The 13,800-nt window shown below is 41.1% G+C and carries 16 protein-coding genes and 1 riboswitch; of the genes, 15 read left to right on the forward strand and 1 reads right to left on the reverse strand.

Annotation, left to right across the window (positions count from 1 at the left end; genetic code table 11):
* Nucleotides 1-158: 158 nt before the first annotated feature.
* The 9 genes from NDN60_RS00815 (at nucleotide 159) to NDN60_RS00855 (ending at nucleotide 6,497) form a co-directional block, all read left to right on the forward strand.
* Nucleotides 159-620, forward strand: a complete 462-nt coding sequence (locus NDN60_RS00815; RefSeq protein ID WP_041820846.1) for a DUF441 domain-containing protein — start codon at nucleotides 159-161, stop codon at nucleotides 618-620.
* Nucleotides 621-640: 20 nt separating this feature from the next.
* The gene (locus tag NDN60_RS00820; RefSeq protein WP_035145839.1) at nucleotides 641-1,552 is read left to right on the forward strand and encodes a CvfB family protein; all 912 of its coding nucleotides are present in this window, start codon (nucleotides 641-643) and stop codon (nucleotides 1,550-1,552) included.
* Between the two features lie 54 nt (nucleotides 1,553-1,606).
* The gene (locus NDN60_RS00825) at nucleotides 1,607-2,125 is read left to right on the forward strand and encodes a Fur family transcriptional regulator (protein ID WP_011374731.1); all 519 of its coding nucleotides are present in this window, start codon (nucleotides 1,607-1,609) and stop codon (nucleotides 2,123-2,125) included.
* Between the two features lie 11 nt (nucleotides 2,126-2,136).
* Nucleotides 2,137-3,021: a site-specific tyrosine recombinase XerD gene (gene xerD / locus NDN60_RS00830; RefSeq protein WP_011374730.1), complete on the forward strand. Its 885-nt coding sequence runs from the start codon at nucleotides 2,137-2,139 to the stop codon at nucleotides 3,019-3,021.
* Nucleotides 3,022-3,094: 73 nt separating this feature from the next.
* Nucleotides 3,095-3,463: a hypothetical protein gene (locus tag NDN60_RS00835; RefSeq protein ID WP_011374729.1), complete on the forward strand. Its 369-nt coding sequence runs from the start codon at nucleotides 3,095-3,097 to the stop codon at nucleotides 3,461-3,463.
* Between the two features lie 8 nt (nucleotides 3,464-3,471).
* Nucleotides 3,472-4,227 (forward strand): segregation and condensation protein A, encoded by a 756-nt coding sequence (locus tag NDN60_RS00840; protein ID WP_056946646.1) that lies wholly within the window; start codon nucleotides 3,472-3,474, stop codon nucleotides 4,225-4,227.
* The gene (gene scpB / locus NDN60_RS00845; protein ID WP_099947663.1) at nucleotides 4,211-4,834 is read left to right on the forward strand and encodes an SMC-Scp complex subunit ScpB; all 624 of its coding nucleotides are present in this window, start codon (nucleotides 4,211-4,213) and stop codon (nucleotides 4,832-4,834) included. Before NDN60_RS00840 ends, scpB begins: the two co-directional genes overlap by 17 nt.
* 2 nt (nucleotides 4,835-4,836) lie before the next feature.
* The gene (locus NDN60_RS00850) at nucleotides 4,837-5,607 is read left to right on the forward strand and encodes a pseudouridine synthase (RefSeq protein ID WP_011374726.1); all 771 of its coding nucleotides are present in this window, start codon (nucleotides 4,837-4,839) and stop codon (nucleotides 5,605-5,607) included.
* Between the two features lie 55 nt (nucleotides 5,608-5,662).
* Nucleotides 5,663-5,798: riboswitch (FMN riboswitch) on the forward strand.
* Nucleotides 5,799-5,921: 123 nt separating this feature from the next.
* Entirely contained in the window at nucleotides 5,922-6,497 is a 576-nt protein-coding gene (locus tag NDN60_RS00855; RefSeq protein WP_056946643.1) for an ECF transporter S component, read from the forward strand.
* Between the two features lie 77 nt (nucleotides 6,498-6,574).
* Here NDN60_RS00855 and NDN60_RS00860 read toward each other — a convergent pair whose 3' ends face one another.
* Nucleotides 6,575-6,805, reverse strand: coding sequence for a ferredoxin (locus NDN60_RS00860; protein ID WP_011374724.1), 231 nt, complete (start codon nucleotides 6,803-6,805; stop codon nucleotides 6,575-6,577).
* A 36-nt stretch (nucleotides 6,806-6,841) separates the two neighbouring features.
* On the opposite strand from NDN60_RS00860, the gene NDN60_RS00865 reads away from it, so the two are divergent.
* The 6 genes from NDN60_RS00865 to der all read left to right on the forward strand — a co-directional run bounded on the left by NDN60_RS00865 (nucleotide 6,842) and on the right by der (nucleotide 13,658).
* Nucleotides 6,842-7,870, forward strand: a complete 1,029-nt coding sequence (locus NDN60_RS00865) for a helix-turn-helix domain-containing protein (protein WP_011374723.1) — start codon at nucleotides 6,842-6,844, stop codon at nucleotides 7,868-7,870.
* Complete coding sequence (locus tag NDN60_RS00870) at nucleotides 7,867-9,312, forward strand: RecQ family ATP-dependent DNA helicase (RefSeq protein ID WP_011374722.1); 1,446 nt, start codon at nucleotides 7,867-7,869, stop codon at nucleotides 9,310-9,312. The genes NDN60_RS00865 and NDN60_RS00870 overlap by 4 nt, the downstream gene beginning before the upstream one ends.
* Before the next feature lie 68 nt (nucleotides 9,313-9,380).
* Entirely contained in the window at nucleotides 9,381-10,082 is a 702-nt protein-coding gene (locus NDN60_RS00875) for a LysM peptidoglycan-binding domain-containing protein (RefSeq protein ID WP_056946639.1), read from the forward strand.
* Nucleotides 10,083-10,148: 66 nt separating this feature from the next.
* The gene (gene cmk / locus NDN60_RS00880; RefSeq protein ID WP_011374720.1) at nucleotides 10,149-10,808 is read left to right on the forward strand and encodes a (d)CMP kinase; all 660 of its coding nucleotides are present in this window, start codon (nucleotides 10,149-10,151) and stop codon (nucleotides 10,806-10,808) included.
* Between the two features lie 94 nt (nucleotides 10,809-10,902).
* Nucleotides 10,903-12,114, forward strand: coding sequence for a 30S ribosomal protein S1 (gene rpsA, locus NDN60_RS00885; protein WP_025015758.1), 1,212 nt, complete (start codon nucleotides 10,903-10,905; stop codon nucleotides 12,112-12,114).
* Between the two features lie 233 nt (nucleotides 12,115-12,347).
* The gene (gene der / locus NDN60_RS00890) at nucleotides 12,348-13,658 is read left to right on the forward strand and encodes a ribosome biogenesis GTPase Der (protein ID WP_016265173.1); all 1,311 of its coding nucleotides are present in this window, start codon (nucleotides 12,348-12,350) and stop codon (nucleotides 13,656-13,658) included.
* Nucleotides 13,659-13,800: the final 142 nt, after the last annotated feature.

Raw genomic sequence — 13,800 nt, forward strand, 5'->3', positions numbered from 1 at the left:
ATTAAGAAAGAAAACACCCTCAAAATTTGAGGGTGTTTTTTTGTGCGCAAGTCGCTTTTTGATTTGAAAATTTTGTTTTCTGAAATTACTTTTATGAAAATACTGACAAGTCGCCTAATTATCGGTACAATGATAGGGAGACTTTATTGGAGGTTCACATGGAAAGTTGGTTATTTTTAGCAGCGATTTTAATCGTTGCCTTATTAGCAAAAAATCAATCTTTAATCATTGCCACCGCAGTTGTTTTAGTCTTAAAGGCATTACCAATTTCTGAAAAAGTATTGCCGGTTATCCAGGCTAAAGGGATTAATTGGGGCGTGACGGTCATTTCTGTGGCCATCTTAGTACCAATTGCGACTGGTCAAATCGGTTTTAAAGAATTAATCAGTGCTTTTAAGACACCGGCAGGTTTTATTGCCGTTGGGTGTGGCGTGTTAGTCGCTGTTTTGTCTGCAAAGGGTGTTGGCTTGTTAGCCGCTAGTCCCGAAATGACAGTGGCGCTTGTATTTGGCACAATTATGGGCGTCGTTTTCCTTAAGGGAATCGCGGCTGGACCAGTGATTGCCGCCGGTATCACCTACACCATTTTAACAATTTTCAATTTAGTACCAATCCATTAAGAAGAATAAAGAGGTTAACTATGAACGAATTAATCGGACAAGTGATTACAGCACTTGTAACAGATGAAAATGAAGAAGCGTACTTCGCCCAAAAAGACGGCGTAACGTTTGAATTAAAGAAAGACCATTTAGAAGAAGAATTAGCAATCGGGGCAACAGTTACCGGTTTTGCATATGAAAATTCAAGCCGGGAATTAGTTTTATCAACGGTTATTCCTAAATCACGTGTCGGTCACTTTGCTTTTGGTGAAGTCGTTGAAACACGTCGTGATCTCGGTGTTTTTGTTAATATCGGCTTACCTGATAAGGATATTGTGGTTTCGCTTGATGTGTTACCAACTATCATGAAATTATGGCCTAAGGTTGGCGATCGCTTGATGATTGCAATCGAAGTTGATCAAAAAGGTCGGATGTGGGGCCAATTAGCCGACGAAAATATCTTTAGAGCTATTTCTAAGGGTGCTAAACAAGAAATGAAGAACCAAGATATTGAAGGGACCGTTTATCGTTTGAAGATGGCAGGGACTTTCTTATTAACAGATGATTTCTACATTGGCTTTATTCACCCCTCAGAACGTGAAGCAGAACCACGTCTTGGCCAACGGGTTAAAGGCCGGGTCATCGGTGTGCGTCCAGAAGGTAGTTTAAATGTTAGTTTAAAACCTAGAGCCTATGAAGAAATCGGTGATGATGCCGAAATGATTATGGCCGTCTTAAAACGGCAACCAGGCTACGCAATGCCATATACTGACCGTAGTAATCCAGAATTAATTAAGAGTTATTTTGGGATTAGTAAGGGCAGTTTCAAGCGTGCTTTAGGCCGGTTAATGAAGAATGGTTTCATCGTGCAAGAAGAAGGCGAAACAATTTTAACGGCTAAGGGCCAAAAAGATATCGAACCAATTGTTGATAACGATCAAGACCAAGATTAATTTAAATTAATGACAGTAATGCCGTGATTTATTAAAAAAAGGAAGTCTCTATTGATGAGTAAGGCTGAGCAGTTAGAACAAATCAGAAAACAATTGCAAGAAGCGGGTTATAAATTGACTGCCCAACGAGAAGCAACCGTTGCGGTCATTTTAGAATGCTCACAGGCGCATTTAAGTGCCGAGCAAATCTTTATCAAGACTAAAGCCGAAGTGCCAGAGATTGGCTTAGCGACGGTTTACCGAACACTAGAGATGTTAACTGAGTTACACGTTCTGAATAAGATTAGCTTTGTGGAAGATGGCGTGACGCATTATGATTTATGCGAAGAAAATGCCAGTCAGCATTTCCACCATCATTTGTTATGCTTACAATGTGGGGCCATCGAAGAAATTCATGAAGACTTATTGGTAAGCGTCGAACAGACGGTTGCTGAGCGGTTCTCATTTGCTGTCTTAGATCACCGCTTAACCCTTCAGGGGATTTGTGCCAACTGTCAAGCTGCCAATTCGGCTAATGGGTTACCGGCCAATCAGCTAGATCCAAGTAAGCAAGTGGATATTAGCCAATTGTAGGAGGGGTTTGTTTGGATGATCTAATTCAAGATTATTTACATTATCTGAAGATTGAACGCGGCCTTTCTGAAAATACGCGTCAGAGTTACCGGCAAGATTTGAAACAGTATCAGCAGTTTTTAGTGTCACAAAAATTGACGTCTTTTACGGAAGACCGATTTATTGTTTTGGGTTTCTTACAGGCCCAAACGACGGCCCAAAAGGCGCAAAGCAGTATCACGCGTAGTATTTCGACATTGCGTAAATTCTATCAATATTTAGCGCGTGAGGGACGTATTCAAAAAGACCCGATGCTGCAGATTGATTCCCCGAAGCAAGGCCGGCATCTGCCGGCTGTTTTATCATCAGAAGAGATTGAACGTTTGTTAAAGACACCGGACACGAGTACACCATTAGGCCTTCGTGACCGGGCAATCCTTGAAGTCTTGTATGCGACTGGTTTGCGGGTTAGTGAACTGGTTCATCTGAAATTGACGGATTTGCATTTATCTCTGGGGTTAATTCAGACCCTAGGTAAGGGAGATAAGGAGCGGATTATTCCGATCGGCGATGTTGCGGTGGACTGGATTAATCAATATCTAGAACGTAGCCGCAATCGGTTAACCAAGGGCAAGGATTCACCTTATTTGTTCGTCAATTTTCACGGAAACGGGTTAACAAGACAAGGCATTTGGAAGAATTTAAAAGCCATTGTCCAGGCCGCAGGAATTGATAAAGATGTGACACCACATACATTGCGGCATTCTTTTGCGACTGTTTTGCTTGAAAATGGTGCTGACTTGCGAATTGTGCAGGAGTTATTGGGCCATTCTGATATTTCAACCACCCAAATTTATACGCATATCAGTAAGAAACATCTCACGGAAGTTTATCAGAGAAGTCATCCGCGTGATTAGGTTGATTTGTCGTGTTTTCTAATTTATGGTAGAGTATTGCTAACAGAACTTTGTTTGATCATTGGAGGTCAACATGTTATTTAAGTACAAGAATGATTATGAAAAAATTGCGATGGGCTTTTTATCGTTTATTCCAGATTTAAAAGAAGTAAGTCATGTACAGTCAGAACTTGCTTTTTACAATCAAGACGATCAACACGTCTTATACCTTTGGCAAAATGATGAGGGCGACTTCGCCGGCGTCGTAGGGGTCGAGATTGGCACTGATTTTATTTTGGTGCGTCATATGTCACTAAGTCCCGCTGAAAGAACTGATACTAATCTATTCCGGATCTTGAATGAACTGGCAGCACTTTATCCTGATAACCGTGTCATGGGATCATTGGATACAGCGCCTTTAATTGCTAAATGGGAGCAACAGCAGACTAAAGAAATGGATTAATGTAACGCATGACTGAACAATTAACGTTAATTTTGACGGATTTTGAAGGACCATTAGATCTATTATTACATTTGATTAATCAGACTAAAATTGATATTTATGATATTCCAATTGCTGAAATCACCACGCAATATCTAGACTACTTGCACCAGATGCAAGAATTGAAGTTAGATATTGCGGGTGATTATTTAGTAATGGCGGCGACCTTGATGAAAATCAAGAGTAAGTTGCTCTTACCAGCACCACCGGCAATGGCTGAAACCTTAGAGGAAGACTATGTTGATCCTCGTCAGGAATTGGTGGACCAATTATTGGCATACCAAGCTTTTCAAAAAATTGCGACGGTCTTACAAGAACGAGAATCAGAAAGACAATTATTATTTGCGAAACCGGCAAGTGCTAATCCTGCTGAAAAAGTGGTCCCACTGGCGCGTGGTGTAATTAAGCCGCGTGATCTAGCTGCTGCTGTGTCTAAAATGTTGGTTGAAGCAACTGTTCAACAGACCGATTTTAAGACGGTTCAAAATGATGAAATTACGATTGCTGAAAAGATGGATTGGATTATCGATTGCTTAAAAACACGAGCAACAACGACTTTTGAACAGTTGGTTATCAACCGTTTTGATCGTGAAGAAATCGTAACGACCTTTTTGGCCGTCTTAGAATTGATGAAAGAACGGCTGATTAATTGTGACCAAGCAGGTTATGATGAACAGATATTAGTGACATTGAAAGAAGGTATTGCAGATGAACCATCTCGCTGAAATTGAAAGTTTACTCTATGTTGCCGGCGATGAAGGCATTACGTTGCAACATATCGCGCGACTCATTATGTTAGACGAGGCTGCAGTACGACAGTTACTAACGAAATTAGCAAAACGTTATCAGGAAGATGAACAATCTGGTCTTAACCTGATTCAAGCGGCTGATTGTTATAAATTAGTGACTAAGAAGGCCTACGCGGGTTTATTGAAGGCCTATTTTGATGGTCCCGTTTCGACGAGTATTAGCCAAGCAGCACTTGAAGTATTGGCGATCATCGTTTATCGGCAACCACTCACTCGAATTGAAATTGATGAAGTGCGCGGTGTGCAAAGTAGTGGGGCAATTCAAACGCTACTTGCCAGACAATTAATCGTTGAAAAAGGGCGTAAAGATGCACCTGGTCGGCCGATTTTATATGGGACGAGCGATTATTTCTTAGATTACTTTGGCTTAGGCTCGTTAAAAGAATTACCAGAACTAGAACAAATGACATTAACGGACGATACGGCAGAATCGGATAATGATTCTGCGGATTTATACTATCGTCAGTTTGAACAGACATTAAATGAAACGGGACTAGAGACGGCCCCTAAAGGAGAACAATAACTATGGAACGACTACAAAAAGTCATCGCAAATGCGGGGGTTGCCTCACGACGGAAGGCTGAAACGCTAATTGCGACTGGTCACGTTACTTTAAACGGTAAAGTGGTTAAGGAAATGGGGATTAAGGTTGATAGTACTTCTGCGCATATCGAAGTGGATGGTGTGCCATTAACGCGTGAAAAAAAGGTTTATTATGCCCTTTATAAACCGCGCCAAGTGATTTCAGCTGTCACGGATGATAAAAAGCGCCGCGTGGTCACAGAATACCTTGAAGATATTCAAGAACGCGTTTACCCAATTGGACGTCTTGATTACGATACATCAGGTTTATTACTATTAACCAATGACGGTGACTTCGCCAACATGATGATGCATCCAAAATACAAGGTTGATAAGACCTATGTTGCGAAAGTATCAGGTTTACCAACTGCAGAAATGCTCCGTCAATTACGGAAGGGGATTATGCTTGAAAAACGTAAGACGGCCCCTGCTAAAGTGAAAATCATTTCAACGGATCGTCGCAAGAATACGGCTATTTTAAGTATTACGATTCATGAAGGGATGAATCATCAAGTTAAGAATATGTTAGCTGCTGTTGGCTTACCCGTTTCTAAGTTAAAACGGGAAACATACGGCTTCTTAACGTTAGATGGTTTAGTTTCTGGCGAATACCGTGCTTTGAAACCAATCGAAGTTGCAGAATTCAAAAAGATCGCTGAATTAAATGAAAAACCAAAGCATAAAAACAGACCAAAATTGTCACGACATGACTAATTAGTTGCTTTTCGCACATTGGTTTGCTATGCTTATTGCGTAATAAAATATTATGGTTCGTCTTCAGGGGCAGGGTGTAATTCCCGACCGGCGGTAAAAGTCCGCGACCTGCTGCAATGTTGATTCTTGTGGTGGCTGAACTGGTGTGATCCCAGTACCGATAGTGAAAGTCTAGATGGAAGAAGATAGGGCTTATTTGAGTATGAACGTATTCAACTAAGGTCTGTTAATCACCCTGATTAGCAGGCCTTTTTAGGTACAATCGACTCAGCGGGTCCGCTGACGAAGGCAACCTCATACGGAGGGTGTTTGCAATGCGTGTTTCAAAAGTACGGACAATGGTCGGGGTCGCCATGTTAGGGGCAATCTCATTTATTGTCATGTTTTTCGAGTTTCCCATTATTTTGGCTTTTCCATTTCTGAAGATAGATTTCAGTGATGTGATTGTCTTGTTGGGAACCTTTATCTACGGACCAATCGGCGGAATCGGAGTCGCGGTAATTCGTTCGTTACTCCATTTCATCATGACTGGTGCTAGCTTACCTAGTTTAGTTGGCGATTTTGCCGGTGTGATGGCATCTATTTTTTATCTATTGCCATTTTATTATCTCTTTAACCGCCAAAAGAGTGTGCTGTGGGGGCAAGTGATTGCCGGAACAGTCAGTTCGATCAGTATGACAATCGTGATGTGCTTAGCCAACTGGTTATTCATCTTACCGATGTATATTAAACTATTGAACTTTAATTTGGGAATGTCGATGACTAAATACGTCTTTATCGGACTAGTACCTTTTAATTTGATTAAGGGTGCGTTGGTCACAGTCGTCTTTGCAGTTTTATATCTCAGAATTCTACCATGGTTAAAACAACATATGAAAACAGCAATCTAAATATAAAAGCCTACCGCAAAATAGCGGTAGGCTTTTATTAGTTTAGCGACAAAACGTGTATTATTTGTCTGAATATGCTACGATGAAAATGGCTCCTCTTGACGGACGATTGCGCGGGTCGGACAAGCGGTATAAGCGGCTTTAAAAGCGATTAGATCATGCGGATTTTCGATGGGAGTTTGGCCGGCATTATTGTCCGGTTTAAAAAAAGCAACCCCTTCGTGATCGTAGTCGAAGAGTTCAGGCGCCTTTAACTGGCATAACCCGCACGCAATACAGCGTTCTGGGATAACTTTACTATAGAGCATTATTTTCACACTTTCTAGATTAGAGGAATTATTAAGATGTTAACAGACTATTTACTCTGTTTATTTGCGACGGCACCCCGCCGCTACCAAGCCATTTATTATACATTGGTCGGTAAGCGTACCACATCCAACCTGTATGCTGGTTTAGCGTATGGTTTATTAAAGTGGCTTCAGATTTATCCTAATCTAGAATTAGCCCAATTTCAAGCTGAATTAACACAACTACAAGAAAAAGGTTGGTTAATGGTTGAAGATCGGCAAGCTTGGTTGACACCGACTGGTGCGGCTCAAAAGGCTACATTGATGACGACTTTGGAGTGGCCAACGCATTATTATGGCCCAGAAATGGGTCATTTACAGCAGTTTCAAAGCCGCTTGTTTTTGGCGATTCAAATTATGTCGGAATATAGTCACCATAACACACACTATTTTCCAATTGAAACTAGCATGCGTGATCGTGTGCAAGTTGTCAGTTGGTTTAAACAGCATAAACAAGATTCAGAGATGGTCACTCAGTTTAAACAAGAATTACAACAGATCTTAACGCAGTTAACACCTGTTCAGGCTGATTTATTAGCGAATCGCCTAGTTGGCCATCAAATAATTGGGCAGAGTCAACAGCAATTGGCGCAAAAACTAACCTTAGAACCACTGACCGTAACGATTCGGCTGTTAGATGCGCAAGCCCATTTTTTTGCCATCCTCAGCCAGCACACAACCGACTATCCGTTATTAGCGTGTTTATTGTCACCACTGGATTCAACCTTGAGTTTAAGCACGGCACAAACCTGGACACTGCTGCAACAAGGACAGTCCATTGAAATGATTAGCCAAAAACGCCGGGTTAAGTTAGGCACGATTAGGGAACACATTTTAGAAACGGCAATCCTGCAGCCGCAGTTCCCGTTTGAGCGGTTTATTAGTTCAGATTTAGAGACCGCTTTGGCGGCTTTGATGACTGAGATGCCGGATTTAACGTTTAACGTTGCTCACGAGCAATTACCGACACTGGATTTTTTCAGTTATCGGTTATATCAAATTAAAACGAAGGTGGTGGCCGCATGACTTCTGAACAACTCATTTATGACCAGTTAGCGCAGCACTTTGGCTATTCAACCTTTAAACCGGGCCAGTTAGCGGTTATTAAGTCGGTACTTGCTGGGCAGGAGACATTAGCCGTTTTACCAACTGGGACCGGGAAATCGCTGTGTTATCAATTACCGGCCTATATCTTGGGGCATACGACTGTGATTGTCTCGCCACTAATCGCATTAATGCAAGATCAGGTCGCCCAATTGAATTATCAAGGGGAAAAACGAGCTGTCGCCATTAATTCTAATTTAGTGCCTCAGCAAAAATACCAGTTACTGACGCATTTAGCGGATTACCGCTTTATTTTTATGGCACCGGAGACTATCAGTCAACCAGAAGTGATTCAGGCGCTTCAACGTTGTCAAATCGATTTGTTTGTGGTTGATGAGGCCCATTGTATTTCACAGTGGGGAATTGACTTTAGACCGGACTATTTAGTTTTAGCAGCCATTAAGGCCCAATTACAGCCAACTGCAACACTGGCTTTGACGGCGACTGCCAATGATCGTGTACGCCAAGATATTTTGAATAAGTTGGCGTTAAAAAACGCGGCCCAAATCATGACCTCTGTTGATCGCCCCAATATCTATTTGGGCGTGAGCCAACAACCTGATGAACAAGCGAAGAACCAATTTTTAGCCAACTTAGTGAAAAAAAGCCAGGGTCCCGGGATTGTTTATTTTTCAAGTCGGCAAAAGACAATGGCGATTGCAACCTTTTTACAACAGGAGACTGATCTAAAAATTGCTTATTACCACGCAGCGTTATCAACCCAGGAGCGGTATTTAATTCAACAACAATTTATGCAAGGACAACTCGATTTAATTTGTACCACCAATGCTTTTGGGATGGGGATTAACAAAGCGGATATTCGCTTTGTGATTCATTATCACTTGCCACAAAATATCGAAAGTTATCTACAAGAAATTGGACGAGCAGGTCGAGATGGGCAAGCAGCGTATGCTTTAGTCCTAACAACCCCGCAAGATTTATATTTACAACAATCACTCGTATCATTTGGGATTCCGGAACCCGGACTCATTCGGCGCTATTATCAGGAACCGCAATTATTTAAACAAAGTCAAGGCAGTGAATTTGAACTGTTGCGTCGTTACCAACAACTGGGGATGACCGAAGAAGAGGTGACTGCCTTATTGGATAATCGCCAAACTGAAAAACAATTTTCATTACAAACAATGTTGGATTATTTGACGCTCAAGGGCTGCCGGCGTCAATTTATTGTGAACTATTTTGACCAGGCACCAAAGACGATTGAACACAGCGAAACGTGTTGCGGGGAACAGGATTCGACCGACTTTTTAGCACAATTAGACTTAGAACAGGCTATTAATTATAAAACCGCTGAAACCGTTGTTCTGACTGGTTGGACGGGAATCTTGGACCAATTATTTTAGATAAATTTAAAGTTTTTTAGAAAAGTCTGTGGTACAATATCAAAGAATACCAATAGGGAGGGCCGTCAATGCTCAAAGATGATAAGAAAAAACAAGATAATCCGACGGAAGAAAAACCCTGGGAAAGCCAGTTCGACGATGATCGGGATGACAAAGGAAATTTATCCCGCGTTGCTGCCAAGAGTAAGGAAAAAGGAAATACATATTTTGCTATTATTCTAGCTGTATTATTAGTTTTAATGATCGCATTTCCAATTATCGCTTACACCGTTCATTCTAGTCGTGCGAACCGCCCCGGTTTAGAAGATTCTAAGATTGTCGTCAAAACCGCTGATAGCGAGAAGAGTAAGAGTAAATCAACTGCTAAAAAGGCTAAAGAAGCCAGTGAAAGCCAAGAAGCAGCTGAAAGTAAAGCAGCCAGTGAAAGTAAGGCGAAGGCTGATAGTGAGGCAGCTAGTGCTAAGTCTGCTAGCGAAAGTGCTAAAGCACAAGCAGCTAGTGAACAAGCAGCTAGTGAACAACAAGCTGCCGCTGATAGTGCTAGTCAACAAGCTGCTTCAGAATCTGCTGCTAGTTCAAGTCAAGCTGAAGCGTCAAGTAGCTCATCTTCATCTGAAACAGCGGGTGGTACTTATACCCTTAAACAAGGTGAAGGCCTTTACCGTGCTGCTGCCAACAACGGCATGTCATTGAGTGAATTATTAGCATTGAATCCAGGATTAACAGCTAATTCAAGTGTTGCACCAGGAACCGCACTCAAGGTTAAATAATAATGCTAGACAGAAGGCCTGGGGATTCTCCCAGCCTTTTTTAATGATTTTTTTAGGAGGATTTACATGCAAATTGCAATTGATGGACCAGCATCGTCTGGTAAGAGTACCGTGGCGAAGATTGTTGCCACTAAATTAGGGTTCGTTTATGTTGATACGGGTGCAATGTACCGTTCAGCAACCGTCTTGGCACAACAACTAGGCCTCGATTATGGTGATGAAGCCGGTTTGATGGCTGAATTAACTAAAGCTGATATTCAGTTCCAACCAGATGAAGCTGGTCAAAAAGTCTTCTTAAATGGTTTAGACATTACTTTAGCGATTCGGACACCAGAAATTACGAATAATGTCTCACAAGTTTCAGCATTACCAGCAGTTCGAACAGAAATGGTTGATCGTCAACGCCAAATTGCTGAACAAGGACAAGTTGTCATGGATGGTCGCGATATTGGCACGACTGTTTTACCAGATGCAAAAGTTAAGATTTTTATGGTGGCTAGTGCGAAAGAACGTGCTAAACGGCGTTATGCTGAAAATACAGCTAAAGGGATTATGACCCCATTAGCAACGTTACAAGCAGAAATCGAATTACGTGATCAAAAAGACAGTACACGGGCAGTTTCACCGCTTAGAAAAGCTGACGATGCAATCGAAATTGACACGACAAAGCTCTTAATTGATGAAGTTGTTGCTGAAATTTTAACGATTGCGAAACAAAATATGTAATTTTATGGGTTAATCAGATAAAAAAACTGGTAATCCATTGCCATATCAACTAAAATAAAGGATGTATAGATAGTCGTTAAGGAGGATTTTAGCTATGAATGATGCTAATTTGAATGACACCCAAAGCAGTGAAACAATGGCAGCTGCTTTAGATAGTGTCCATGAAGTCAAAATTGGGGACGTTGTTAAGGGTGAAGTTTTAGTAATTGAAGACCGACAAGTCATTGTTGGTATTGAAGGAACTGGCGTTGAAGGCGTTGTTCCTCAAAAGGAATTATCAAGTCAACCAATTGAAACATTAACGGACGCTGTCAAAGTTGGTGATCAATTTGATTTAGTTGTTATTGCGACAATCGGTAACGACAAGGAAAATGGTAGCTACTTATTATCTAAGCGCCGTTTAGAAGCCCGTAAAGTTTGGGCAGAAATCGAACAAAAATTTGAAAATAAAGAAACAATTAAAGCAACAGTTTTAAACGTTGTCAAAGGTGGCTTAGTTGTTGATGCTGGCGTACGTGGCTTTGTACCTGCTTCTATGCTTTCAGATCGTTTCGTTCGTGATCTTAATAGCTTTAAGGGTCAAGAATTAGAATTACAAATCATTGAAATTGAACCAAGCGAAAACCGCTTAATCTTATCACGTAAAGCATTAGTAGAACAAGAACGTCAAGCACAACTTAAAGCCGTTTTTGAAAAACTATTGCCTGGTGATATTGTTGAAGGCGAAGTTGCACGTTTAACTAACTTCGGTGCCTTTGTTGACTTAGGCGGCGTTGATGGTTTAGTTCACGTTTCAGAAATCTCATACGATCACATTAACCAACCTTCTGATGTATTAGAAGTTGGTCAAAACGTGAAAGTTAAGATTCTTAGCTTAGACCAAGAAAAAGGCCGGATTTCATTATCAATTAAAGATACACAACCTGGTCCTTGGGATGACATCGCTGAAAAAGCACCTGTCGGCAGTACATTGGAAGGGACTGTTAAACGTTTAACTACTTTTGGTGCGTTTGTTGAAGTCTTCCCTGGTGTTGAAGGTCTTGTGCACATTTCACAAATCTCACATCAACATATTGCAACACCAAACGATGTTTTAGAAGAAGGACAAACTGTTCAAGTGAAAGTCTTGTCAGTTGATCCTGAACAACAACGTTTAGGTTTATCAATCAAAGCTTTACAAGAAAAACCAGCAGGTGCTAAGGATTCTGAACAAGAAGACGTTGCACCATCAGATTACGAAATGCCAGAAGAAGAAACTGGCTTTAGTATCGGTGATATGCTTGGTAAAGCATTAGACGAAAAATAGTTTGTAAAATCGTATTGAATGCTTAATAGGCTTAAGGTAGGGTCTGGGACGAAACTAGGTTTTTGTCCCAGACCCTTTCCTGATAGTCGCTAAATAGACTAATCGCGGGACAAGGGGTCGCTTTGCTTAAAGCACTTTTTGTCCTTGTGTTATTTTGCGGACTTTTTTCGCAATAACGTGCTTGTCGTCAATTGATGGACAAGGTAAACTGAACAATGAAGGGAATGAATACAATGTCAAAACCAGTTATCGCAATTGTTGGCCGGCCGAACGTCGGTAAATCAACAATTTTTAACCGGATCGCGGGCGAACGGATCTCAATCGTTGAAGATACGCCAGGTGTTACACGTGACCGGATTTATACAGCAAGTGAATGGTTAGGTCATGAATTCAGTCTAATCGATACCGGTGGGATTGAAATTAGTGATGCACCATTTATGGAACAAATTAAACAACAAGCAGAAATCGCAATTGATGAAGCAGACGTGATTATCTTCTTAGTGAGTGCCAGAGAAGGTGTGACAGATGCTGATGAACGCGTTGCACAAATTCTTTATCGCGCTGACAAGCCAATCCTATTAGGGGTTAATAAAGCCGATAATCCAGAACAACGTCAAGATATCTTTGATTTCTACAGCTTAGGCTTTGGCGATCCAATTCCCGTTTCTGGTGCGCATGGCCAAGGGGTCGGGGATTTATTAGATGCCGCTGTTGCTAAATTCCCAACGGATCTTGAAGAAGAAGACGACGATAGTATTAAATTTAGTTTAATCGGTCGGCCTAATGTTGGTAAATCATCATTAGTGAATGCGATGTTAAAAGAAGATCGTGTGATTGTTTCTCAAATTGAAGGGACAACTCGTGATGCTATCGATACGAAGTTCATGGCGGAAAATAATCAAGAATTTACAATGATTGATACTGCCGGGATTCGTAAACGTGGTAAGGTCTACGAAAATACTGAAAAGTACGCTGTTATGCGTGCTTTACGTGCGATTGACCGTTCAGACGTCGTATTAGTCGTCTTGAATGCTGAAGAAGGTATTCGGGAACAAGATAAGAAAGTTGCTGGCTACGCACATGAAGCCGGTCGTGGGATTATCATCGTCGTTAATAAGTGGGATACGCTTGAAAAAGATAATCATACGATGAAGGAATTCGAAGACCATATTCGGAATCAATTCCAATACTTAGACTACGCACCAATCATCTTTGTTTCAGCTAAGACGGGTGTTCGTCTTCAAAACTTACCAGCAATGATCGAATTAGTCAGTGAAAACCAAAACAGACGAATTCAATCAGCCTTATTAAATGACGTCTTGATGGAAGCCACAACGGTCACACCAACGCCAGCGATTAACGGGAAACGTTTGAGAATTTATTACATGACACAAGTGGCGGTTCAACCACCGACATTTGTCGTCTTCGTTAATGACATTAATCTATTACATTTCTCATACCAACGTTTCTTGAAGAATCAACTACGCAAAACGTTTGACTTTACCGGTACACCAATTCATTTGATCCCTCGTCAACGGAAATAAACAAATTTCGAAGTTGATAAGCTAATATGATTAACTAAATTGGAAAGAAAGCCCTTTTTTTAGCGAAAATCCTTGCTATCACTAGGTTTGTGTGATAAATTTAAAAATGAAATGGTGATCAACTCATTGTTTCGTCATTTTT

The sequence above is a fragment of the Latilactobacillus sp. genome, assembly GCF_033176295.1.
Taxonomy (GTDB): domain Bacteria; phylum Bacillota; class Bacilli; order Lactobacillales; family Lactobacillaceae; genus Latilactobacillus; species Latilactobacillus sakei.

What these genes read in the sequence shown, in the direction of transcription:
- der (WP_016265173.1), top strand. Translation starts at nt 12,348, where the DNA reads ATGTCAAAACCAGTTATCGCAATTGTTGGCCGGCCGAACGTCGGTAAA.
- cmk (WP_011374720.1), top strand. Translation starts at nt 10,149, where the DNA reads ATGCAAATTGCAATTGATGGACCAGCATCGTCTGGTAAGAGTACCGTG.
- NDN60_RS00815 (WP_041820846.1), top strand. Translation starts at nt 159, where the DNA reads ATGGAAAGTTGGTTATTTTTAGCAGCGATTTTAATCGTTGCCTTATTA.
- scpB (WP_099947663.1), top strand. Translation starts at nt 4,211, where the DNA reads ATGAACCATCTCGCTGAAATTGAAAGTTTACTCTATGTTGCCGGCGAT.
- NDN60_RS00820 (WP_035145839.1), top strand. Translation starts at nt 641, where the DNA reads ATGAACGAATTAATCGGACAAGTGATTACAGCACTTGTAACAGATGAA.
- NDN60_RS00865 (WP_011374723.1), top strand. Translation starts at nt 6,842, where the DNA reads ATGTTAACAGACTATTTACTCTGTTTATTTGCGACGGCACCCCGCCGC.
- NDN60_RS00825 (WP_011374731.1), top strand. Translation starts at nt 1,607, where the DNA reads ATGAGTAAGGCTGAGCAGTTAGAACAAATCAGAAAACAATTGCAAGAA.
- NDN60_RS00840 (WP_056946646.1), top strand. Translation starts at nt 3,472, where the DNA reads ATGACTGAACAATTAACGTTAATTTTGACGGATTTTGAAGGACCATTA.
- NDN60_RS00855 (WP_056946643.1), top strand. Translation starts at nt 5,922, where the DNA reads ATGCGTGTTTCAAAAGTACGGACAATGGTCGGGGTCGCCATGTTAGGG.
- NDN60_RS00870 (WP_011374722.1), top strand. Translation starts at nt 7,867, where the DNA reads ATGACTTCTGAACAACTCATTTATGACCAGTTAGCGCAGCACTTTGGC.
- NDN60_RS00875 (WP_056946639.1), top strand. Translation starts at nt 9,381, where the DNA reads ATGCTCAAAGATGATAAGAAAAAACAAGATAATCCGACGGAAGAAAAA.
- NDN60_RS00860 (WP_011374724.1), bottom strand. Translation starts at nt 6,805, where the DNA reads ATGCTCTATAGTAAAGTTATCCCAGAACGCTGTATTGCGTGCGGGTTA.
- NDN60_RS00850 (WP_011374726.1), top strand. Translation starts at nt 4,837, where the DNA reads ATGGAACGACTACAAAAAGTCATCGCAAATGCGGGGGTTGCCTCACGA.
- NDN60_RS00835 (WP_011374729.1), top strand. Translation starts at nt 3,095, where the DNA reads ATGTTATTTAAGTACAAGAATGATTATGAAAAAATTGCGATGGGCTTT.
- rpsA (WP_025015758.1), top strand. Translation starts at nt 10,903, where the DNA reads ATGAATGATGCTAATTTGAATGACACCCAAAGCAGTGAAACAATGGCA.